Origin of the sequence: Crassaminicella profunda (assembly GCF_019884785.1) — a bacterium.
Lineage (GTDB): Bacteria > Bacillota > Clostridia > Peptostreptococcales > Thermotaleaceae > Crassaminicella > Crassaminicella profunda.
In genome coordinates, this window is record NZ_CP082326.1 from 296,450 (window position 1) to 321,682 (window position 25,233).

The 25,233-nt window shown below is 31.8% G+C and carries 10 protein-coding genes and 2 riboswitches; all 10 genes read left to right on the forward strand.

Annotated features, from left to right (window positions below):
* Position 1: 1 nt before the first annotated feature.
* The 10 genes from K7H06_RS01330 (at position 2) to K7H06_RS01375 (ending at position 25,076) form a co-directional block, all read left to right on the forward strand.
* Entirely contained in the window at positions 2–841 is an 840-nt protein-coding gene (locus K7H06_RS01330) for a DUF58 domain-containing protein (RefSeq protein ID WP_223038190.1), read from the forward strand.
* Entirely contained in the window at positions 842–2,377 is a 1,536-nt protein-coding gene (locus tag K7H06_RS01335) for a BatA domain-containing protein (RefSeq protein ID WP_223038191.1), read from the forward strand. It begins immediately after the preceding gene.
* Positions 2,367–4,886, forward strand: a complete 2,520-nt coding sequence (locus tag K7H06_RS01340; protein ID WP_223038192.1) for a VWA domain-containing protein — start codon at positions 2,367–2,369, stop codon at positions 4,884–4,886. Before K7H06_RS01335 ends, K7H06_RS01340 begins: the two co-directional genes overlap by 11 nt.
* Before the next feature lie 106 nt (positions 4,887–4,992).
* Positions 4,993–6,483 carry a prenyltransferase/squalene oxidase repeat-containing protein gene (locus tag K7H06_RS01345; protein ID WP_223038193.1) on the forward strand — a complete coding sequence of 497 codons (1,491 nt, stop codon included), beginning with the start codon at positions 4,993–4,995 and terminating at the stop codon, positions 6,481–6,483.
* A gap of 108 nt (positions 6,484–6,591) precedes the next feature.
* Positions 6,592–6,779: riboswitch (cobalamin riboswitch) on the forward strand.
* Between the two features lie 291 nt (positions 6,780–7,070).
* The gene (locus K7H06_RS01350; RefSeq protein WP_223038194.1) at positions 7,071–14,261 is read left to right on the forward strand and encodes an S-layer homology domain-containing protein; all 7,191 of its coding nucleotides are present in this window, start codon (positions 7,071–7,073) and stop codon (positions 14,259–14,261) included.
* Between the two features lie 80 nt (positions 14,262–14,341).
* The gene (locus tag K7H06_RS01355; protein ID WP_246637603.1) at positions 14,342–16,558 is read left to right on the forward strand and encodes a nitrogenase component 1; all 2,217 of its coding nucleotides are present in this window, start codon (positions 14,342–14,344) and stop codon (positions 16,556–16,558) included.
* Positions 16,524–17,816 carry a nitrogenase component 1 gene (locus tag K7H06_RS01360; protein ID WP_223038196.1) on the forward strand — a complete coding sequence of 431 codons (1,293 nt, stop codon included), beginning with the start codon at positions 16,524–16,526 and terminating at the stop codon, positions 17,814–17,816. The genes K7H06_RS01355 and K7H06_RS01360 overlap by 35 nt, the downstream gene beginning before the upstream one ends.
* Before the next feature lie 163 nt (positions 17,817–17,979).
* Positions 17,980–18,168: riboswitch (cobalamin riboswitch) on the forward strand.
* A gap of 188 nt (positions 18,169–18,356) precedes the next feature.
* Positions 18,357–18,509 (forward strand): DUF2292 domain-containing protein, encoded by a 153-nt coding sequence (locus tag K7H06_RS01365; protein WP_246637604.1) that lies wholly within the window; start codon positions 18,357–18,359, stop codon positions 18,507–18,509.
* 196 nt (positions 18,510–18,705) lie between these two features.
* Entirely contained in the window at positions 18,706–19,545 is an 840-nt protein-coding gene (locus tag K7H06_RS01370; protein WP_223038197.1) for a DUF4430 domain-containing protein, read from the forward strand.
* A gap of 104 nt (positions 19,546–19,649) precedes the next feature.
* Positions 19,650–25,076: an S-layer homology domain-containing protein gene (locus K7H06_RS01375; protein WP_223038198.1), complete on the forward strand. Its 5,427-nt coding sequence runs from the start codon at positions 19,650–19,652 to the stop codon at positions 25,074–25,076.
* Positions 25,077–25,233 lie beyond the last annotated feature (157 nt).

The following is a 25,233-nucleotide window of genomic DNA, read 5'->3' on the forward strand; positions in this document are numbered from 1 at the left end:
CTTGGATGCTTTTTTAAAGGAAATAGAAGGTTTAAAGATATTGCCTAGGAAAAGACTGCTCAAAGGAGGAAAAGGGAATTACAAAGGACAAGGTTTTGGGAATTCACTAGACTTTTATGGGCATAGAGAATATCTCAAGGGCGATGATATTCGAAAGATTGATTGGAAAGCTTATACTCGAACGGAAAAATTTTATATAAAAGAATTTACAGAGGAGCGACAGATGCATGTAAATATTATACTAGATATGAGTGCTTCCATGGATTTTGGGCTTCCGAATAAGTGGGAAATAGCAAAAAAATATGCTTTAGGGATGAGCTATTTGACATTAAAACAAAATGATTATTTGAGTTTTTATACACTAAATAATGAATTAAGAAGCATTCAGAAGAATATAAAGGGAAAGGAATATTTTTATGAGTTATTAAAAATAATTTCTAACAACCAACCTAAAGGGGTTACTGATTTTAGTAGTATTTCTGGGGTAGATCATTTTATGTCTGGGATGACCTTTATTATTTCTGATTGTTTTGGAAATGGATTAGAAAAGGTATTAAACCTTTTATGTGTAGGGGGACAGGAAGTTGTTTTAATCCATGTATTATCAGCTGATGAATTAAACCCTAATCATGAAGAAGAATTAAAGCTGATTGATGTTGAAACAGGGGATATAAGAAGAATCCATTTTAATGATAGAGTAAAAGAAATATATATAAGAAAAATGAAAGCATTTATAGAATTGTGTAAAAATGTTTGTACATCAAGGGAAGTAAGATATGTACTTGCTCCAACAGACAAAGATGCTGTTGAAATGATGACGAATTTATTAGGGGGTTTTTAAATGAAATTTTTAAACCCCTTGGGGTTACTTCTTGGATTGTTATTATTTTTTATTATTCTTCTTTATTTTAAGAAAAAGCAAATCATAGAAAAAAAGGCTTCCAATATTGCTATTTGGGATGAAGTCATCAAAGAAGTAGAAGGGATCAAGTCAAGGAAAATTAATCAATATCTACTTTTGATTATACAATTAATTATAGGGGGATTGATTGTTCTTGCCTTCTCAAAGCTTATATGGATACAAGATTTTAAAGGAGAAGAAATTACCTTTGCTATAGATTGTTCTATTACTATGAAATCAGTAGAAGATGGGAAAACTCATTTTCAAATGGCGAAAGAGAAAATAGAGAATTATATGGAAAATGTAACTCATGATAAAAGAATGAATCTAGTTTTATGTAAAGGAAGTAGTAGCATTTATTTGAAGGATGCCAAAAAAGAAGAAGTGAAAAAAGCAATTAAAAAATTATCTTGTAGTAATGAGAGTTTGAATATAGATTATGCTAGAGAAATTTTAAAAAGCTTATCAGGAGAAAAAATCATTATCACAGATAAAGATCTATCTTTAGGAATGAGTACAATCAAGGTAGGAAATAAATTTGAAAATGTGGGAATTACTTATGCAAACTATGATTATTACACAGATACCCTTTTGTGTAGAATAAAAAACTATGGAAAAAGTCAAAAAGAGGTTTTGATAGGGCTTTATGATGAACAAAAAAGAGATTTAAAACGTATCAACTTAAGTGGAAAAGAAGAAATGGATGTAAGCTTTCAAGGATTAAAAGCTTCTAAAAAGTGGACATTGAAAATAGAGAATGAGGATCTATTAAAAGAGGATAATGTATTTGTTGTAGCCCTAGGAGAAGTGTATAAAAGACAGGTTCTTTTCATTGGAGAAAATTTATTTTTAGAAAAAGCACTTCTTAGTATTCCTTATATTCATGTTGAAAAACAAAAGATAGGAGAACCAATTAAAAAAGATTATGATTTGTATATTGTAGAAAAAGAAGGAAATATACAAAACTTGCCTCAAAATGCGAATGTTTGGTATTTAAGTCCGAACCTTGAACAGATAGATGGAAAAATTAAGGTGGCATCAATGGTGAAAGGGATAAAAAGCCCTTTTACAAAAGATTTAGATTTAACAAAAGTATATACACGTCCTATTTCTTATTTAAAAGAGAAAGAAGGGTATGGGACAATCCTTCAAGCAGATGGTAAGCCTATTATGATTTATGGAAAAGAAAAAATGCAAAGAAATGTTTATGGAAGTATTGATTTTAACAAAACAAATTTAGTGATGATGCCAGATTTTCCAATACTCGTTGAGAATACAATTGATTGGTTTTTCGATGGATGTAAAATGAATGTTCTAAAGAATCCTCCAGAAAAATTGGTAGTAGGAGAAGTAAAAAATATAGAAAGTAGAAACGAGAGTGGAAAGCTTTTAGAAAAAGACTTTACAACACTTTTAGTAGCATGTGCCCTTCTTTTGATGGTTCTTGAATGGGAGGTGCATAAACGTGCAGCTTAATGGAGTCGTAAATATAAAATATATCATTCTTTTTATTATTGTTTGTATTTATTATTTTGTACAGGCTTTTAAAATTTATAAAATTTTCCCTAAAAAGAAATTTTGTCTTTGGATATCTTTGAGATTTATAGCAGTGATTTGTTTAATGTTGGTACTGATAAAGGCACAAATTATTTATACAAGTCAAAATACGACGACTTTATTTGTCGTAGATCAATCTTTAAGTGTAGTAAGTCAAAAAAGTCAAATAGAAGAATATATCAATCAACAAATAAAAGAAAAAAAATCAAAAGATTGTTTTGGAATTATTACATTTGGAAAAGAGCCTATGATAGAAACCCCTATTACAAAGGAATTCAAATCTATCAAGATTGAAACGCAAGTAGAGAATGATTTTACAAATATAGAAAAAGCATTAGCTTTTGCGACAGATTTTTTCCCGGGAAATACCAACAAAAGATTGGTGCTTTTTACAGATGGAAATGAAAATATGGGGAAAGTAGAAAATATTTTAGAAAAAATGAAAGAAAACAATATAAATAGTTGGATTTATTCACTCAAAATAAAAAATAAAAAAGATGTTCAGCTAACAGATTTAAAAATTCCAGAAAACGTTCATACGGGTGAATTAGTACCTGTGACCGTTGTATTAGATGCAAATATAGAAACAGAAGGAAATCTTTATTTTTTCCAAAATGAAAATAAAATTTTGCAAAAAATGATAGAAGTACATAAGGGAAATAATATTTTCACCTTTGAGATTCCTATAAAAGAAGAGAAAAATATTGATTTTAGAGGAGAAATTAAGTTTAAAGAAGATTTAAATACTAAAAATAATATTTTGACAAGGACGATTTTGGGAAAAGATGAGCCAAAGGTTTTAATTGTAGGAGAAAAAGAAGACACAAAGAATTTAGTGAGTGCATTCAATAGCTTAAATATAAATTATCAAAATGATTCACCAAAAGAAGTTGTGGATACATTAAAGTTTCTATCAAACTTTGATTCAATTTGTTTAGTAAATGTTTCTCATAAAGATTTATCGCAAGAATTTGAAAAAAACTTAAATACTTGTGTGAAAGAACAAGGAAAAGGACTTCTTGTGATAGGAGGAGAAAAAACTTTTGCTTTAGGAGAATATGCAAATACAACCCTTGAAAAAATGCTACCCGTATCATGTAGGATGAAAGGAAATAAAAAGCAGCCTAATACAGGATTAGTTCTTGTCATTGATGCATCAGGAAGTATGGAAGATGAAAGTGGCGGGGTTAAAAAGATTGAAATGGCAAAGGAAGCTGCCCAGAGATCCATAGAAGTTTTAGAGTCAGATGATTATGCAGGGGTTTTAGCTTTTTCAGATCGAGTAGAATGGGTTGTTCCTTTTGGGAAAGTAGAAAACAAAGAAAAAATTAATGAGAAAATAGGAAAACTTGCTTCAAAGGGAGGAACCCTTATAAAACCTGCATTAAATAAAAGCTTAGAAGAATTAGTAGGGACAAATACAAAAGTAAAACATATGATTTTACTTACAGATGGACAAGGAGAAAAGAAGGGATACGAATCCTTGTTGAGTCAATTGAAAGAAGAAAAAATAACTGTTTCTACAGTAGCCTTTGGAAAAGATGCAGATACCAATTTATTGAAAAGTTTAAGTCAAAGTACAGATGGAAGATATTATTTTGCAAAAGATTTTTACAGCATCCCTGAAATATTTGCAAGAGAAACGTATCTTGCTACTAAAAAGTATTTAAATAATCGAGCATTTCAACCAAAACTTGTGAATGAAGCAGAATTTTTTCAAGGAAACAGTGTTCCAAAATTAAAGGGATATATGGGAACAGGAATAAAGCCTAATGCCAATTTGATTTTAGAAAGTGATCAAGAGGATCCTATTGTTGCTTCTTGGCAATATGGACTAGGAAATGTAGTAGCCTTTACTTCAGATGTCAATGGAAAGTGGAGTGAGACTTGGATTCATTGGTCAGGATTTCAAAAGTTTTGGGGAAATACTATAAACTATTGCTTAGCCTCTTATGATGAAGATGAAATGAATGTACAGATTAGTAAAAAAGGAGCAAATGTAGATTTATATGTAGATACAGGTATGTTGGATTCAGGACAGATGATCAATATGATTATTCAAGGACCACAAAATATAAAAAAAGAAATTTCATTAAAACAAACAAGAGTAGGTCATTTTATAGGAGCAGAATTATTAGAGAAAAAAGGAGATTATGCTCTCACCTTTAGATTAAAAAAGGATGGAAAAATAGTAAAGAAAACAACAAGAACAGTACACCTTGATTATTCTCCTGAATATATATTAAAAGATACAGCCCATTTAGAAAATCTTTCGAGAGTAATAGGAAATAATTTTTTAGATGAAAGTACCGATGTTTTTACATTACCGATTGAAAACAAAAATAGGTCTAATATACCTTTAGATTTTATTTTATTACCATTAGCTTTAATTGCTTTTATTGGAGAGCTATGGGTGAGAAAAAGATAAATAATTGATAAAGAAGTGGAGAAGTTTTATATTAAGTAAACAAGTTAAAATAAAAGGTTTTAATCAAGTTTATCATTAAATTTAAAATATAGGGGGAAAGGGCAAAATGAAAAAAAATCAAAGTAAGTTGATCGTATTATTTTTAAGCATCATCATGGTTTTTAGCATAGTTTGCAGTAGTGCTTATGCTACAGAATCAAAGATTTCAAGAGAGGATGTAAAAAAAGCAGCAGAAAAGACGATTAAGTATTATCATGATACGTATAAGGATAAGCAATATGCAGGAATATTGGATTGGCCAGCACTTGGGTTATTTGGATTTGGAGAAGATGTAAGTGGACCTAAGTGGACTGTGAATGGGAAAAATGGAGCCTACTGGAGAGAACAACAAGTAAAAGAAGCAAAGCTAGAGCCAGGATATTATGATAATGCGTTAAGATCAGGAGTAAATACAGATTATCAAAGAACTATTATAGCTGTATGTGCAGCAGGAAAAGATCCAAGAAACTTTGGAGGAAAGAATTTAGTAGAAATTGAAAAAAGTACAATGCTTCCAAGTGGACATTTTGCAGATAGCGTGATGGATAATGATACAGGAAAGCCTGTAGGAGAAGACTTAGTCAATGCCCATATTTTTGGTATCATTGCTCTTCATTGTGCAGGAGAGCCTATTCCTAATAGAGACATGTGTCTATATTGGCTTGAAGATCAACAAAATTTAGATGGTGGATTTACCTTTGATGTAAAATATTTTGATGATCCTGAAGATTATGATTTAGTTGAATCAGATGTAGATATGACAGCAGCAGGAATTATGGCTTTAGCTATATTGGGAGAAGATGAAAGTAATCCATGTGTAAAAAAAGCATTAGATTTTCTTCATAGCAAGCAATTAGATAATGGTGGTTTTGAATCTTGGGGAACTGTAAATCCAGAAAGTTGTGCATGGGCAATTCAAGCTATTAAGCTTATAGGACAAGATCCTATGGGTTCTGAGTGGACTACAAAGTCAGGAGAAAATCCTGTTAGTGCTATGCTTAAATTTCAAATTAAGGATGGGAGCTTTGTACATGTATTAAATGAAGAAGATAATTTACCAATCTATAGCAATGGCATGTCAACAGAACAAGCCCTTTATGGCATGGCAGATGCATATAATAAAAAGGCTACTTATGATCTACTTTTTGAAAAATATAGACCAACAGCTGAAAAACATTTATTCAAGGATTTCAAACCAGGACAATTTGGTTTTAAGAAAACAGCAGATTTAATTTATAATTATATAATTGCTATAGATGAAAATGGAAATTTTCAACCAAATGAGCCTATAAAAAAAGAGGAAGTATCTAAATGGATGAAAAAAGCTTTTGATTTAAAAGAGGTTATTTCTATAGATAAGGATACAGTTACAGGAGAAGAATTCATGGGGCTTTTGGTGAAAGCTTTAGGCGAAGAAAAGGAAGGGAAGCCATCAGAAATATTAGAAATAGCGAAGGAAAAAGGATGGATGTATCCAGAATTTGACCCTCAAAAAATAGTAAATAAAGCACAATGCGCCTGGACTTTAAGACAAATCAGAAATATAAGTCATCAATAATTTCGCAAAAAAGAAGATAATATTACAAAATATTACAAAATTCTTACGCAAAATATTGAATAAACTTAAAATATATGGTAAAATTTACAATGCATGGACAAATTAAAACTAAATAGGTAACTTTGAGGTGCTTTTATTAAATAATAAAAGTTTAAAAGGGAATTGGGTGAAAATCCCAAACGGTCCGGCCACTGTAAGTGGGGAGTGACCTTTCAATATGCCACTGGGAAACTGGGAAGGCGAAAGGAAAACGTTGATCCACAAGTCAGGAGACCTGCCTAAAAGTTTAAGCATTTTAACCTTCCGAGGAAAGGGGCTATGCAGGGCAGAAAAATTCAAATGATTATTTTATTGATAATAAATATAAATGAAAAAGCCTTGACTTCCATCGGAAAGTTAAGGCTTTTTTATGTGTATTTTTAGATATTAACAAATTCTACTTAAAGGTATTTTAAAGAATTTGTTTTATATTGCTTAATATAAAAAGGCGGTAAGTAAATTTGGAAAGTAGGAGGGAATTAAAAAAAGGATCGTAAGTCTAGATCTTATATGTCATACTTAGCTGACCTTAAAAAAGGAGGATATTTATGAAGAGAAATTTTAGAGTCTTTATGTCGTTTCTAATTATTTTTACCATGATATTTGGTAATATGGGATGGATGCTAAATAAAGACACAGCCACAAAAAATGTAGCGTGGGCAGAGGAAACTGTACAGACAGCAGTATATGATGCAGTATATAGTGTATCAGTAGCAGATCCTAATGTACCAGATGATTTTACAAACGACTTATGGTTAAATACGAATTTTCAAATTCTTGAAGTGAATGATACATATCAATTAACATCAAGAAGAGTGCCAGAGATTATAGATGGTCCAATAAGTAATAATGTTAGTCATCCCGATTATACTTATAAAATCATAAAGGGAGATAGTGTTACATTACAAGATACAACAGAGAGTAATATGACTATTACAGCAGTAAAAGAAGGAACAAGTATTATTGAAGTTGGTTATGATGCAACAACTGCGAATGGAAAAGAATATGGTGCTGTGTCTAAAGTGAATAAATCTTACATGGTTGTAGATGTTGTAGCAGATAAAGATGTTGATAATGGTATAACATTAGATACAGATATTAGTACAAGAAGCTATGATACGATCTATTATAGTGAAGGAGATACAGTAGACTATTCATTTAACGTAAGAGCTACAGGAAGTGATGATGTAGAAGTTACTTGTAATGGAAATATTGTGGAAGGTAGCGGTAATGAATATACTGTAGCACTTGAAAATAGGAGTAACATAATAGGGATTACAGCAATAAAAGGAGAAAATAAAGAAAAATTATATTATGTTATTGATGCTAGAAAAATAGAAGTAAAAATAGAAAATAATTCAAGACCCGATGAAGATATAGCTGTAGGGGATGAAGTGAAAGTAAGCTTTAGAGGGATTATTTCACCTGTATATAAGTTAGCTACTATCTATAACCCAACATGGTATGCTCCAAATGGTATGTGGGGAGCAACATATGGAACAACTGTCAGATACAATAATAGTGATTTAGGAGAGGTTGTAACATATGATCACGATCAATATGATTTATATAATCATAATGCTATTAAGTTTACTGTAACAGAGGAAAAGACATATAAGTTTACTAATGGGCACATTAATTCTGAGTGGTGGGGTTCTCCTCTTGGAACTGAAAGAGATATGAGTGGTCCAGGAGAACCTAATTTAGATGCAGATGTATTACATGATGATTTCTCTATATTACCTGATTTTGAGGTGATAGTTGGAAATGGTAGTACAAATTTACCAGTAGCAGATCCTAATGTACCAGATGATTTTACAAACGATCTATGGTTAAATACTAATTTTCAAATTCTTGAAGTGAATGATACATATCAATTAACATCAAGAAGAGTGCCAGAGATTATAGATGGTCCAATAAGTAATAATGTTAGTCATCCCGATTATACTTATAAAATCATAAAGGGAGATAGTGTTACATTACAAGATACAACAGAGAGTAATATGACTATTACAGCAGTAAAAGAAGGAACAAGTATTATTGAAGTTGGTTATGATGCAACAACTGCGAATGGAAAAGAATATGGTGCTGTGTCTAAAGTGAATAAATCTTACATGGTTGTAGATGTTGTAGCAGATAAAGATGTTGATAATGGTATAACATTAGATACAGATATTAGTACAAGAAGCTATGATACGATCTATTATAGTGAAGGAGATACAGTAGACTATTCATTTAACGTAAGAGCTACAGGAAGTGATGATGTAGAAGTTACTTGTAATGGAAATATTGTGGAAGGTAGCGGTAATGAATATACTGTAGCACTTGAAAATAGGAGTAACATAATAGGGATTACAGCAATAAAAGGAGAAAATAAAGAAAAATTATATTATGTTATTGATGCTAGAAAAATAGAAGTAAAAATAGAAAATAATTCAAGACCCGATGAAGATATAGCTGTAGGGGATGAAGTGAAAGTAAGCTTTAGAGGGATTATTTCACCTGTATATAAGTTAGCTACTATCTATAACCCAACATGGTATGCTCCAAATGGTATGTGGGGAGCAACATATGGAACAACTGTCAGATACAATAATAGTGATTTAGGAGAGGTTGTAACATATGATCACGATCAATATGATTTATATAATCATAATGCTATTAAGTTTACTGTAACAGAGGAAAAGACATATAAGTTTACTAATGGGCACATTAATTCTGAGTGGTGGGGTTCTCCTCTTGGAACTGAAAGAGATATGAGTGGTCCAGGAGAACCTAATTTAGATGCAGATGTATTACATGATGATTTCTCTATATTACCTGATTTTGAGGTGATAGTTGGAAATGGTAGTACAAATTTACCAGTAGCAGATCCTAATGTACCAGATGATTTTACAAACGATCTATGGTTAAATACTAATTTTCAAATTCTTGAAGTGAATGATACATATCAATTAACATCAAGAAGAGTGCCAGAGATTATAGATGGTCCAATAAGTAATAATGTTAGTCATCCCGATTATACTTATAAAATCATAAAGGGAGATAGTGTTACATTACAAGATACAACAGAGAGTAATATGACTATTACAGCAGTAAAAGAAGGAACAAGTATTATTGAAGTTGGTTATGATGCAACAACTGCGAATGGAAAAGAATATGGTGCTGTGTCTAAAGTGAATAAATCTTACATGGTTGTAGATGTTGTAGCAGATAAAGATGTTGATAATGGTATAACATTAGATACAGATATTAGTACAAGAAGCTATGATACGATCTATTATAGTGAAGGAGATACAGTAGACTATTCATTTAACGTAAGAGCTACAGGAAGTGATGATGTAGAAGTTACTTGTAATGGAAATATTGTGGAAGGTAGCGGTAATGAATATACTGTAGCACTTGAAAATAGGAGTAACATAATAGGGATTACAGCAATAAAAGGAGAAAATAAAGAAAAATTATATTATGTTATTGATGCTAGAAAAATAGAAGTAAAAATAGAAAATAATTCAAGACCCGATGAAGATATAGCTGTAGGGGATGAAGTGAAAGTAAGCTTTAGAGGGATTATTTCACCTGTATATAAGTTAGCTACTATCTATAACCCAACATGGTATGCTCCAAATGGTATGTGGGGAGCAACATATGGAACAACTGTCAGATACAATAATAGTGATTTAGGAGAGGTTGTAACATATGATCACGATCAATATGATTTATATAATCATAATGCTATTAAGTTTACTGTAACAGAGGAAAAGACATATAAGTTTACTAATGGGCACATTAATTCTGAGTGGTGGGGTTCTCCTCTTGGAACTGAAAGAGATATGAGTGGTCCAGGAGAACCTAATTTAGATGCAGATGTATTACATGATGATTTCTCTATATTACCTGATTTTGAGGTGATAGTTGGAAATGGTAGTACAAATTTACCAGTAGCAGATCCTAATGTACCAGATGATTTTACAAACGATCTATGGTTAAATACTAATTTTCAAATTCTTGAAGTGAATGATACATATCAATTAACATCAAGAAGAGTGCCAGAGATTATAGATGGTCCAATAAGTAATAATGTTAGTCATCCCGATTATACTTATAAAATCATAAAGGGAGATAGTGTTACATTACAAGATACAACAGAGAGTAATATGACTATTACAGCAGTAAAAGAAGGAACAAGTATTATTGAAGTTGGTTATGATGCAACAACTGCGAATGGAAAAGAATATGGTGCTGTGTCTAAAGTGAATAAATCTTACATGGTTGTAGATGTTGTAGCAGATAAAGATGTTGATAATGGTATAACATTAGATACAGATATTAGTACAAGAAGCTATGATACGATCTATTATAGTGAAGGAGATACAGTAGACTATTCATTTAACGTAAGAGCTACAGGAAGTGATGATGTAGAAGTTACTTGTAATGGAAATATTGTGGAAGGTAGCGGTAATGAATATACTGTAGCACTTGAAAATAGGAGTAACATAATAGGGATTACAGCAATAAAAGGAGAAAATAAAGAAAAATTATATTATGTTATTGATGCTAGAAAAATAGAAGTAAAAATAGAAAATAATTCAAGACCCGATGAAGATATAGCTGTAGGGGATGAAGTGAAAGTAAGCTTTAGAGGGATTATTTCACCTGTATATAAGTTAGCTACTATCTATAACCCAACATGGTATGCTCCAAATGGTATGTGGGGAGCAACATATGGAACAACTGTCAGATACAATAATAGTGATTTAGGAGAGGTTGTAACATATGATCACGATCAATATGATTTATATAATCATAATGCCATTAAGTTTACTGTAACAGAGGAAAAGACATATAAGTTTACTAATGGGCATATTAATTCTGAGTGGTGGGGTTCTCCTCTTGGAACTGAAAGAGATATGAGTGGTCCAGGAGAACCTAATTTAGATGCAAATGTATTACATGATGATTTTTCTATATTACCTGACTTTGAGGTGGTAGTTGGAAAAGCCACTACAATACCAGAAAGTGATAAAGATATAATTGCACCTGACATTACAACAGATTTAGAAAGTAAAACAGTTCAAGAAGCCAAATTATCATTTACAGTAAGTGCAAACGATGATAAGGATGGAAAAGTGATACCTAGTATTACATTAAATGACCAATCAGTAGAAGGAAAAGATGGAAATTATGTAGTTACATTAAATAATGGAGACAATACTATTCTAGTAAAAGTAACGGATCAAGCAGGCAATAAAGCAGAAAAACGTTTTATAATTATTTACCAAAAAGATGAGGATGTTGTTATACCTCCAACAAAAAAATCTATTAAGGTAGATATAAGAATAGAAGGAAATAAAGAGACAATTATAGATAAAACAAAAGTATACTTAAACGAAAGCGATTTAGATTTAAAACAGTATAATATAGATAGAAATTATGAAAATTATACTACTATTCATCCAACTGTAAAAGTATTAGAGAAACAGGGTGTAAGGTATGAATTTGACAAAAAATATAATTACAATTTCTTAACGATGATTGATGGATTGAGAATGAATGGTATAAATTCTGGAAAAGATGGATGGATGTATTTTATCAACAATAGATATGCAGACCGTGGATTGAGTGAATATTCAATAAAGGATGGAGATTCAATTGTATGGTTTTTTACAGAAGACTATACAAAAAATCATTTTGCATGGTTTGATCAAGAAGAAGTGAAAGTAAGTGCTGGAGATAAAATAACATTAAGACTTCAAGGAAGATATCATAATATGAATAGTGGACAGAGTTCAACTAAAGGTATTGAAGGTGCTACGATACTTGTGAATAATAATAAGTGGAAATCCAACGAAGGATTTGTAAAAACGGATGAGGATGGAAAAGCTACAATTATATTTAATAGAGCAGGAACTTATCATGTTTCAGCGGAAAGATTTGATGGAAGCATAAGAGATATTTCAAGACCATATTGTAAGATCATAGTAGAAGGAAAAGCAGGTAATGAGGACAAAGGAGAATATGGTGATGAAGAAAATATCATCAATGATCCAAATGGAAGTGAAAAAGATATTACAAATGCTACAAAACAAGTAGCTGATAAATTAGATAAAAAAGCTAATGCAATCAAGTCAGAAAAAGATGCACAAAATGTAGTAAAAGATGCTAAAGATGTCGCTAAGATTATGGAAAAAGCAGCTGAACGTGTAAGTACTGAAGAAGGGGCGAAAAATGTAGCTAAAGAAAGTGTAAAAATAGTAAATAATTTAATTAAATCAGCTGAAAAACTAACAAAAGACAGTGATAAGAAAGAAGTAAGTGAAGCTGCAACAGAAAATATGAAAGCTACAATGAAAGTAATGGATAAAATCAATGATACAAAAGAAGTCAACAAAGTAGCAGGAGACCTAATAAATATTGCTGGTAAATTGATTAAACAGTTAGGTAATAAAAATGCAAAAGAAGTCATTGAAAGCACTGTAAAGGTTGCAGAAAAAGCAGTTGTAAAAGCAAGTGTAAAAGAGATTGATAAAGATAAAATAAAAGTAGAAAAAGAAAAGGTTGTAGCCACAGTAGATGAAGCTATCATAAAAGAAATGGCTAAAAATACAGTAGCTACAGTAAAAGCAATAAAAGAAAAATTAAAAGAAAATGGGTTTGAAACTAAACAAGCAATAGAAAATAAAGTAACCATAGAGATACCAAAAACAGATAAAAAAGAAGTAGAAGCAAAATTACCAGCGAATATGATGAAAACATTAAAAGAAAATGGTATAGAAAAAGCAGCAATAAAGACAGAAACAGCTGTATTTAATTTGACACCAAATACCTTTGGAGAAAATGAAAAGGATCAAGCAGTAAGCTTAGGTGCAAAAGAGATTGATCGAAATATGCTAACACCTCTTGAAAGAAACAAAGTACCAAAGGGATGTATCGTAGTAGATCTAGATGCAAAGATTGGAGAAGAAAAGATAAGTAACTTCAATGAACCAATTGCAGTAAGTATTCCATATAAAGGAGAAGTAAAGGAAGGCGAAGTGGTACAGGTATTCTTCCTAAATGATAATGGTATTATTGAAAGTAGAGGTGGAGCATATGATCCTGCTAAGAAGATGGTAACATTTACAACACCTCACTTTAGTAAGTACTTTGCAAAGAAAGTAGATAAAACAGAAATACAAGTAACAGAAGTAACGTTTAAAGATCTAGGGGATTACGAATGGGCAAAAGAAGCTATTGAAGCTATGGCTACGAACAAAATTATCAATGGTCGCTCAGATGAGAAGTTCGATCCATCTGCAAATATTACAAGAGCAGAGTTTGCTACACTTGTAACAAAAATGATGGGATATACTACTGAAAATATGGATATACCATTCATAGATGTAGAAAAAGACACTTGGTATTATGATTTTGTAGGAGTAGCATACAAAAATGGTTTGATCAATGGTAGAAGTGAAAATGTATTTGATCCAAATGGAAATATTACAAGACAAGAAATGGCAGTAATCCTTGCAAAAGTTCTTGACAAATCAGGATATAGTCAAGGTGGATTAAGTGAATTAGATATCTTCAAGGATGCTAATGATATAGCATCATGGTCGAAAAATAGTGTAAGTCTTTGTGTAAAAGAAAAAATCATCAGTGGTATGGATGATGGAAACTTTGCACCAAAACAAAATGCTAATCGTGCACAAGCCGCTGCTATGCTTTACAAAGTATATCAATTAATTGTAAAATAAAGAAGAATGCAAGAAAATGGAAACTGCTAGTATTACTTAGCAGTTTTCTGTCTTTTTTAGGATTAGAATAAAGAAAAGGGGTGAACCTATTGAAACAAATAGCCGTTTATGGAAAGGGCGGTATTGGAAAATCTACGATTTCTTCAAATTTATCTGCTGCCCTTGCCATGAAAAATCAAAAGGTACTTCAGATAGGGTGTGATCCTAAGCATGATTCTACAAGACTTTTATTAGGCGGAGAAAAGATTACTACCGTTCTTGATTATATAAAGGTCACAGCACCAGATGAGTGGAGCCTTGAGGATGTATTGTTCAAAGGATATAAAGGAGTGGATTGTGTTGAAGCGGGAGGACCAAAACCAGGAGTTGGCTGTGCTGGAAGAGGGATTCTTACTACCTTTGATTTATTAGAAAAGCTAGATATAAAAAAAATAGAGCACGATCTGATTATCTATGATGTATTGGGAGATGTGGTATGTGGAGGCTTTGCAGTACCTATTCGTCATGAATATGCAGATGTTGTATATATTATAACTTCTGGAGAATTTATGGCTATCTATGCAGCAAACAATATCTTAAAGGGAATCAAAAATTATGATGAAGGGCTAAAAAGAGTTGGAGGAATCATTTTTAACCAAAGGGGAATAGAAGGGGAAAATGAACGAATCAAGAAATTTGCAGAGAGTGTTAAATTACCTATATGCGAAATTTTCCCAAGGAGCGATGAGTTTACAAAAGCTGAAAAAATGGGGATTCCCTTAGTAGAAATGGAGCATTCTTCTATAGCTACGAAATTTTTAAAGCTAGCAGAAAGAATTGTTAATCATGAAGAATTGAATGAAGCTTTTCCTCTTACAGATGAAGAACTTGAAAAACAGGTACTAGGAAACAAAATGAATGTATATAAAAATAAACATATAGAAAGCTTTACAAAAAAGGAAAAACAAGTTGAGAATCAAAAAGAGAAGGATGAAGAGAATTTAAAACCTAATCAATTTTTCTCAAAAAATGTATTAATGAGAGAACCTCTTCATGGATGTGCTTTCGCTGGTGCTGTAAATATAGCTGTACAAATACAGGATGCCATCACCATTGCCCATGGACCAAGAAGCTGTGCCCATATTACTTATCAAGCCATTACCTCTACAGGAAGAAGAAGCCTTTTTGAAAGAGGAACTTTAATGAATAGTCAAATTATCCCACCCCTTGTAAGTTCAGAGATGAATGAAGGTGTTATGGTATTTGGAGGAATGGAGGAGCTTAAAAATAAAATCAATCATCTAAAAAAATATGATCCTTCTGCTATATTTGTGATCACTACCTGCCCTTCTGGGATTATTGGAGATGATGTAGAGACTACGAGAGCTATGGGAAATACAAAGCAACCTATTATTCCCATAAAAACAGATGGAAATATTACAGGAGATTTTTTACAGGGAATGATCAATGCCTATATTGAAATAGCAAGGGGGCTAATCAAAAAAGACATAAAGGAAAAAGAAGATATGGTAAATATTATTGCTGAAAAATCTATTGCAAAGAATACAGAGACAAATTTTGAAACCATGAAAAAACTTTTAGTAGCTATGGATATTGGGATTAATTGTAGATTCATTTGTAGGACAAAGGTTCAAGACATTCAAAACTTTTTAAAGGCAAAGGTAAATATATTAGCTTATGAGGATTATATGGGAAGAATGATGAAAAACTTTTTACAAGAAGAATATGATGCTCAATTTTTAGAAAGTCCATTTCCTGTAGGCTTTTCAGAAACGAAAAATTGGCTGTATAAAATAGCTGATACCTTTGATAAAAAAGAAAAAGTTCATCCTGTCATTGAAGAATACGAAAACCTTTATGAAGAAGAAATTGAAAAAATAAAACCTTATCTAAAAGGGAAAAAGTTGATGATTGTTACTTATAATCATCATATAGACTGGATACTTGAAACGGCTTTAAAGCTCGAGATGCATATTGTTAAGCTATGCATACTCAATTTTTCTCAAGAAAATCTTTTTAAAACAAAATTTGAGGATCAATTTAAAATTGAACTAAATTATGATCAAAACAAGAGAAGTGAAGATATCAAGGCTTTAAGCCCTGATATTGTGATTTCCAATTATACTTCTAATGCTTTAGATGGAGCAGCTATGACAGATACCATCCCCCTTTGTCCAGATGTAGGATTTTTTAGTGGATTGAATTTAGCAAGAAGGTGGGCAGGACTTTTTAAAATGAATTTAAGGGAAGGGTGGAAAGAAGATGAAGGATTGTTTTCAAAATATTATGCCCGATAGCTTAACAGGGGCTTTATTTGCAGTGGAAGGGATTAAAGATGCAGCAGTGATTCTTAATGGACCTACTGGATGTAAATTTTATCATAGTGCCATATCAGATTATCAATTTCCAAGGGAATTATCCTTTGATCCATTAAATTATCCAGAAGAATTTTATTTTGGACAACCTAGAATTCCATGTACCTACCTTGATGGGTATGATTATGTTTATGGTTCAAGTGAAAAATTAGAAAAGATGTTAAGAGATATAGAAGGGAAGGGGCACAAATTAGTAGCTGTAGTGAATTCTCCAGGAGCAGCTTTGATTGGAGATGATTTGAATCGCTTTTTAAAAAATGAAGTAAAAGATACGCTATGCTTTTCAATAGAAAGTACTGGTTTTTCAGGGGAGTTTGGAGATGGTTTTCAGAAGGCAGTGATCAAAATATTAGAAGCAATTCCGATGAAGCCTAGAAAAATTATTCCAAAGAGCGTGAATCTTGTAGGCATATCTATTAACAACAAATATTATGAAGGAAATATAAAAGAAATCGAAAGGCTTTTAAATCTTTGTGGTATTAAGGTGATCTCTACTCTTTGCGCAGGAGATGATTTTGATACTATAAAAAATAGTAATCAAGCAGCTTTAAATGTTGTATTATATCCAGAATATGGCTTAGAACTTGCTAAATGGATGGAAAAAGAATACCATATGCCCTATGTATTTTGTGAAGATGGCGTACCTATTGGATTTGAAAGCACAGAAAATTTTATAAAAAATATATGTGAAAAGCTAGGCGTAGATCCTTCTTATTCACTAGAAGAAATACAAAAGGCAAGGGCAAGAAGCTTTTTATACCTATCCAGATTCAATTCTCTTACGGGACTACCTAAGGGAGCATCCTTTTCTATTAAGGGAGAAGGTTCTGTTGCATATGCTATGACAAATTGGCTTTATAGCTATTTAGGAATGATTCCGGCATCTATTCAGCTATCAGGAAGTAATGACAAAAAATTTAAAGAGAAATTGTATGCTTTTTTAGAGGAAATAGGATTTGAAGATACACTTGAAAGCAATATTTATTCAAAAGATGCAGAGATAGTTTTTGCAGATGGAAATACTATTGCGCAGCTTAGGCTAAAGAATAAAAGCTTCACAGGGGTTGAAATTGCATTGCCTTCCTTAGGATATATAGATGTAACTCCTAAAGCCATGATGGGCATAAAAGGTGCATTGATGTTTGTAGAGCAGGTAATCAATGGATTACAATTTTCATAATAAGTGATCATTGGAAGTGGATAGAGATGTAAAAGAATGACGAATTATGTAAAACGATTGTGGAAGGAAATATACATGAAATAATTGACATCATATGTAAAACAGTATAAAATTTAACAGTGTAAGGAAGAAGTTTGTTTTTTTTCACAAATATTCATCAAAATTGAATACATAGCTTTTAGGTTCTTTTATCTTAAAGATAAAAGGTGAAAAGGGAATCAGGTGAAAATCCTGAACGGTCCGGCCACTGTAAATGGAGAGCGATCCTTAAATATACCACTGGGAAACTGGGAAGGTGAAGGAAAGCGTTTAATCCATAAGTCAGGAGACCTGCCAAAGGCTTTAGGTATACATCCTTCCGAGGAAAGGAGCGGTACTATATGAGATTCGTTTATCATGCTTTAAACGAGCTAAGATTAGTATATGACCCCTGTCTTCATTGGAAGATAGGGATTTTTAATTTTACACCAGGTTGACCTCTAGTAAGATCATATTATTTGAAAAATCTTTGATATGCATATGGGGTAGGGGGAAATTCATTTGAATAAAGAAAATATAAAGGTGAATGTAAATCAAAAGGAAAAAAATCTTATTGAATTAATACGTGGGACCGAATATGGTGAAATTCGTATTATTGTACAAGATAAATATCCAATAAGAGTAGAAGAAATAAAAAAATCAATCAAGTTATAAAAACTTTATAAAAAATATAAAAAGTTAGAGCTGACTAGAAAACTAGAGGCACTACCTGTTATTGGTAGTGTCTCTTTATGTTTTTGTAGGAGTTTTGATCAAAGAAGAATCTAGTATGTATTGAACTAGAGGGTTAACTTGGAAAATATTTAGAGAAATATTTCAATAAATAAAAATTTAAAGGAGGACAAAAGAAATGAAAAAAGTATTTTCGTTGATGTTAGTATTAACACTTGTTTTAGGTCTTGCAGGGGTACAAGCCTTTGCAGCTGGAGGAATTGAGGATATTACTTTTAATGATGCTAATAAGTTTACAATAGGTACAGAAGTTGGTGAGTTGATTGAATATACAGTAAAAGGTTTAGAGGTGAATGATGGAAGCTACACAAAAGTAGAAATTTCAGATCCACAAAATATTCATTGGACAACTTCTAATGCAGCTGTAGTAGATTTTGATGGAAGTGCATCAGGGGCAGCAGTAACAGTTGAAGCTATAGAAGAAGGAACAGCAACAATTACAGCAACTTATAATGGAATGTCTGTTGAAAGTCATGTAACTGTATCCCCTAAAAGCAGTACAGCAACAGTAAAAAATGTAAATATGAAAGTAATTTTCCCTGGAAAAGATAAATTACAAAATCCAAGTCAAGTAAGTGATAATGAATTATTAGATAGTATTGATGTGACTATTCCAGAATTAACTAATTTTTCATTAAAAGATATTTATGGATCAAGCTACAATGATTCTGCTGTAATGCAGGATAAAGTAACTGCTATGCATGCATTTTTGTACGCTTTAGAGGAAAAATGTGATCCAGAAGGACATACTGATGGTTGGGATTGGGTAAGAGAAAATGTTACAGTTGGTTATAGTGGTAATTTTGTTTCAAAGGTTGGGGTTTATGAAAACTTTGGAATGACCGGATGGATGTACAAAGTAAACAATGTATTACCGATGGTTGGAGCCGCTCAATATGAATTAAAGAACGGAGACCAAGAAAAATGGGGATTTGCTACTTGGGGTGAAGAGTGGTAAAAATAACAAGACTATAAAAAACATCTCTGAATATTTTTCTTTCTAGGGGAATTAGGCATCTAATTCTCCTAGAGTCATTTTAGTAAAGGGGGCATACAAAAATTATGAAAACAAATAAAAAGTTTTTTAGTTTTTTATTAGTAGTATTAATGATAGCTACAACCATTTTGCCATCATTTGCAGCTGGTATTCAGATAAAACCATTTGATGAAAAATATACAAAGGATACATATCGTTCAGGGCAGTGGCTTACCCTAACAGCAGATGAAGGTCAAGATGGGCATATGAAATGGTACAAAATAGATTCAAATGGTGAAAGCTTAGATTGGAATACAAAAGATAAGACAAGAAATTATTATATTTATTCTTTTAAAGATAAGCTTCTTAATGATACAGGAAAAAGCGTTACGTCAGTAGTTTATGCTGTATATGAAACTGTTAGTGGCTCTGTATACCAATCCGTAGAGATCCCTGTTGAACCAGATCCTAAGCCTTTAGAATTAGTAGAGGTACATCCTAATTATGAAGAAATAGGAGTAAAGAAAGATGGAGAAATTAGTCTTGTATTTAATCAGCCTGTAGAATTTAATAAAGACGGTACAGCTTCTAGAAAAATTAGAATTAGATATGATGAAAATAAAGATGGCAATGTAAGACAATATTATCCAAATAGAAATGCTTCTTACAAAAATAAATTAATATTTAGCAATGAAACACCTAATAAAGTTATCCTACAAATATGTGATGAAGAAGGAAATCCTATTCAGTTAAAAGAAAATCACTCATACAAAATTGATGTTTTTAGTGGGTGGATTCAAGCAAAGGATCACAATCCATATTTAAAAAGGGATTATTATAGCAATAAAATGATTAAATTTGGATTTGATACAAAAGTAATTCCTGTAAGTCTCCAAATCAATCCACCTAATAAAACCATCTACACAGGGGAAAGTTTCCAATTAAGTCTTACAGCAGTAGATGAGGAAGGAAGAAATGTAGCTGATTATCAACCTGCATGGGGAACAAGTAACCCAGGTGTGGCAATGGTTTCTCCAGAGGGTATTCTTCAAGCAAGAACTTCAGGAAAAGTAACCATCACAGCATCTGTAAAAGAGAAGGAAGGAATTAGCACATCCATAGATGTTGAAATTAAAAAAGGCAATGAATATGGTGAAAAAATAAAAGCAGCAATAGATGGAGCAGCAGAAGTAGCATTAGATAATCAATATAGTATGGACTGGGTTGCTTTAGGACTTGCAAGAGCTGGAAAAAGCCAAATGATTCCTAAAGATTACTTTGAAAGCACCATAAAAGAATTAAAAGCAAAAGAGGCAGCAGAAAAAGATAAGATTGCAGCTCCTACAGAATATGAAAGAAAAGTTTTAGGAGTTCTTGCAGCAGGAGGAAATCCAAGAAATATAGGTGGATATGATTTAGTAGAAAAAACATATAGTGGAGATTTAGAAGGACAAGGAATCAATTCTGTTATCTTTGGATTGATTGCATTAGATGCAGGAGAGTTTCATGTACCAAAGGATGCAAGATGGACAAGAGAAAAATTAATACAAAATCTATTAGATAATGAATGTACTTATACAAAGGATGAAAAAGAGTTAATCGGTGGATGGGCATTAAAAACAGATGCAAATCCAAATCCACCATCAGACCCAGATATAACAGGGATGGCAATGACGGCACTTGCACCATATAATAACGATGAATATCCTAAAGTAAAAGAAGCAATAGGTAGAGCTGTAGAATATTTAGCAGCAACGCAACAAGATAGCGGTGGATATTTTTCTTGGAATACAGCCAATTCAGAAGCTTGTGCACAAGCAATCATGGGACTTTGCACAAATGGAATCGATCCATCATCAGAAAAATTCACAAAAAATGGAAATAATTTATTAGATGCATTATTAAGCTTTGAACTTCCTAATCATGGTGGCTTTGCTCATATGATAGTAAATGATGAGTTGAAGCTAAATGGAATGTCAAATGAACAAGCTTTATATGCATTAGATCAATATATGTATTATCTAGAAGGAAAAGGTTCCATTTATCATTGGGGAAAAGACAATATAGCACCAACTATAGAAGTTGAAAATCTTCCAGAGGAAATCGTAAGTGAAGAAGGTAAACTGCAATTTGATGTGTATGTAAAAGATAATCGTGATGGAGATATTGTGCCACAGGTGAAGTTTGACAATCAAGTGATTCCAAAAAATGGAGCAGGAAAATATGAGATTGTTCTCAAAGAAGGTAAAAATACAATTACTGTTGTGGCAACAGATGCTTCAAATAATAAGATTGAAAAAGAATATACGATTATAAGATATAAACAAATTTATCAAACAGGTCAAAATATTGCATTAAAGGAAAATGTACCAATAAAAATAGAAGGTATAGATGGAACAATAGATATAGACCTTGGAGCGATGAATGTAGAAAATGAAGCAGCATTAAATGTAACGGATGAGACTCAAAATGAAGCTTATCAGCCGAGTGAAGATATAGGATTAAAAGTAGCTGGGCAGATTATCAATTTTGATTTTAAAGGAATACATGTTGATCAGCAACACCCAGCCACATTGAGATTATCTGCAAAAGAGGGAATAAATCCTTCTAAAGCTTCTTTATATTATTTTAATAAAGAAACAAAAAAATGGGAGTATGTTCCTAGTGCATATAAAGAAGGAAAACTTATTGCACAGGTAACACATTTTTCTGTTTATGGAATATTAGTAGATGAAAAGGCACCAGAAAACGTTCGTGTACAAAGTAAAATGGTTGCTTCAGATAAAGTGTTACTAAATTTATCAGCAGAGGATGATTCATTAGTAAAAGAATATCAAATCTTTAGAGATGATTATTCTGAAGAAGAACCTGCTATTATAGCTCGCACCAATCAATTCTTAGATGATGAAGTACAACCCAATACAAAATATCAATATAAAATCAAAGCAGTAGATGTATTTGGAAATATTTCTGATTTTAGTGAAGCACTAGAGATTACTACACCAAAGGAAGGTACTTCCGGTGAAGGAGAAGAACCAGAAGAAAAAAGAGAAAGTGTATATATACGTATAGAAGGATATGATCATACGATTTTACCAAGAACCAAAATAACAGTACCTTTATTTGATCTTACTGAGTATCTAAGAAAAGGAACAGGTGATACTGCTACAGATGATGGAAATTGGGGAGTAGATCAATTCAAATCTCCTACAGTAGCCCACGCTATTGTAAAAGCATTAGAAAATAATGGTATAAGCTATGATTTCCAAGATTATGGATGGGGATTATATATAGCTATGATTGATGGTGAAAGAGAAAAAGATCACAAAGGCATGTCTGGTTGGCTGTATAGAATTAATGGTAGCTTAGCACAAGTAGGTTGCCAAGGCACAAATATAAGTGAGGATGATGAAATTGTTTGGTACTATGGAGCCTATGGATTTGATAATGTATATACAAAAATGACTGCGGATCAAACGTCTGTAGGCGTAGGTGGAGAAGTAAAAATTCATGCAGATGGATATGAAAATGGATTTAGTAATAATGTACGTCCATTAAAAGATGCAACTGTTTTAGTAAATGGAGAGCCTTTTGAAATGGATGGAAAAGTAGTGAAAACGGATAGGGAAGGAAACGCTACATTGAAATTTGATAAAAATGGCATGTATGAAATTTCGTTAATTCGATATGCTGAAAGAGGCAAACGATATATAGATATCGCAAGACCTGTACCAATTAGCATTAAAGTAGGAACAGGAGAATCAAGTTCTCCTGAACAAAAGTTAGAAAATGCAGAATATAAAGAGGAAAGCAAAATTGTTAGTGATAAAAATGCCAAAGAGAGTGAAGTAGTAAAAGCAGTAGATGATGCTGCGGAGAAGTTAAGTAAAAATGCAGATGCAGTAAAATCAGAAGAAGATGCTAAAAAATTAATCAGTCATGGAAAAGATGTTTCAAAAATTATAGAAAAGGCCATAGAAAGAGTCAAAAATGAAGAAAGTGCAAAGGATATAGCCAAAGAGAGTACAAAGATTATAAATCTTCTAGGAAAATCAGCTGAAAAATTAACAAAAGAAGAAGATAAAAAAGATATCAGTAAAATAATAGAAGATAATATAGACATCACATTAAAAGCAATGGATAAAATAAAAAATCAAACAGATCTAAATGATATTGTAAGTAATGTGATAGATAATATTAAGAACATCTCTAAAAATATTGGAGAGAAAAACGAAAAAAATATGATGAAAAAGGTAATAAAGATAGCAGAAAAAGCAGTTGAAAAAGCAACTATAAAAGAAATCGACACACAAAAAATAGTAATAGAAAAAGAAAAGGCTATAGTAACAGTAGATAAGGGTACAATAAAAGAAATAGCTAAAAATACAGATATTACAGTAAAAGAGATCAAAAAAATACTAAAGAAAAATGGTCTTGAAAGTAAAAAGAAAGTGGAAAATGAAGTAATGATTAAAATACCAAAAGCAGACCAAAAAGAAATAGAAGCTAAATTACCTAAAGAAATGATGAAAGTATTGAAGGAAAATGATATAAAACAAGCACATATTAAGATAGAAACAACTATATTTACTTTAACTCAAGATACTTTTGAAGAAAAAGATAAAGAAATTGCTTTAAGTTCAAAAGCTATTGATCGAAATGGTCTAACTACTCTTCAAAAAAATAAAGTACCAAAAGGATGCATGGTAGTAGATCTAAATGCTAAGGTTGGAGAAGAAAAGGTAAGCAATTTCAATGAACCAATCAGTGTAAGCATTCAATATAAAGGAGAAGTGAAAAAAGGAGAAACTGTACAAGTATTCTTACTAAATGATAATGGTACTATTGAAAGTATGGGTGGAACATATGATTCAGATACAAAAATGGTAACCTTTGAGGCGCCTCATTTTAGTAAATACTTTGCTAAGAAAGCAAATGAAGATGAAATAGTAGAAGTAAAAGTAACCTTTAAGGATCTTGCAGGTTATGAATGGGCAAAAGAAGCTATTGAAGCTATGGCAAAGGAAAAAATTATCAATGGTCGAAAGACTGGAATATTTGATCCATCAGCAAATATTACAAGAGCAGAATTTGCTACATTAGTAACAAAGATGATGGGATATCCTACAGAAGAGATGAATCTATCATTTAAAGATGTATCAAAAGATGCTTGGTACTATGATTACGTAGGAGCAGCGTATAAAAATGGATTGATCAATGGTAGAAGTGAAACCGTATTTGATCCAAATGGAAACATCACAAGACAAGAAATGGCAGTGATCGTTGCAAAAGTTCTAGAGAAAAAAGGATATGAAAAATCAAGCTTAGATCATTTAAATATATTTAAAGATACTGAAAATATTGCATCTTGGGCAAAAGATTCTGTAAGTCTTTGCGTAAAAGAAAAAATCATCAGTGGAATGGGTGATGGAAACTTCGCACCAAAAGAAAATGCAAATAGAGCACAAGCTGCTACAATGCTTTATAAGATTTACAATTTAATCAACAAATAAATTTAGATGAAAAACTACCAGCAAAAACTGCTGGTAGTTTTTCTTTTTAAATTAAAAATACATGAAAATTATGGTGATTTTGTAAAATTAATGTTGACACTATATATAAAGTAAGATAGAATTTATTTCGTGTGAATTCAATAAGATATAGATGGAT

What these genes read in the sequence shown, in the direction of transcription:
- K7H06_RS01370 (WP_223038197.1), top strand. Translation starts at nt 18,706, where the DNA reads ATGAAAAAAGTATTTTCGTTGATGTTAGTATTAACACTTGTTTTAGGT.
- K7H06_RS01350 (WP_223038194.1), top strand. Translation starts at nt 7,071, where the DNA reads ATGAAGAGAAATTTTAGAGTCTTTATGTCGTTTCTAATTATTTTTACC.
- K7H06_RS01345 (WP_223038193.1), top strand. Translation starts at nt 4,993, where the DNA reads ATGAAAAAAAATCAAAGTAAGTTGATCGTATTATTTTTAAGCATCATC.
- K7H06_RS01335 (WP_223038191.1), top strand. Translation starts at nt 842, where the DNA reads ATGAAATTTTTAAACCCCTTGGGGTTACTTCTTGGATTGTTATTATTT.
- K7H06_RS01375 (WP_223038198.1), top strand. Translation starts at nt 19,650, where the DNA reads ATGAAAACAAATAAAAAGTTTTTTAGTTTTTTATTAGTAGTATTAATG.
- K7H06_RS01360 (WP_223038196.1), top strand. Translation starts at nt 16,524, where the DNA reads ATGAAGGATTGTTTTCAAAATATTATGCCCGATAGCTTAACAGGGGCT.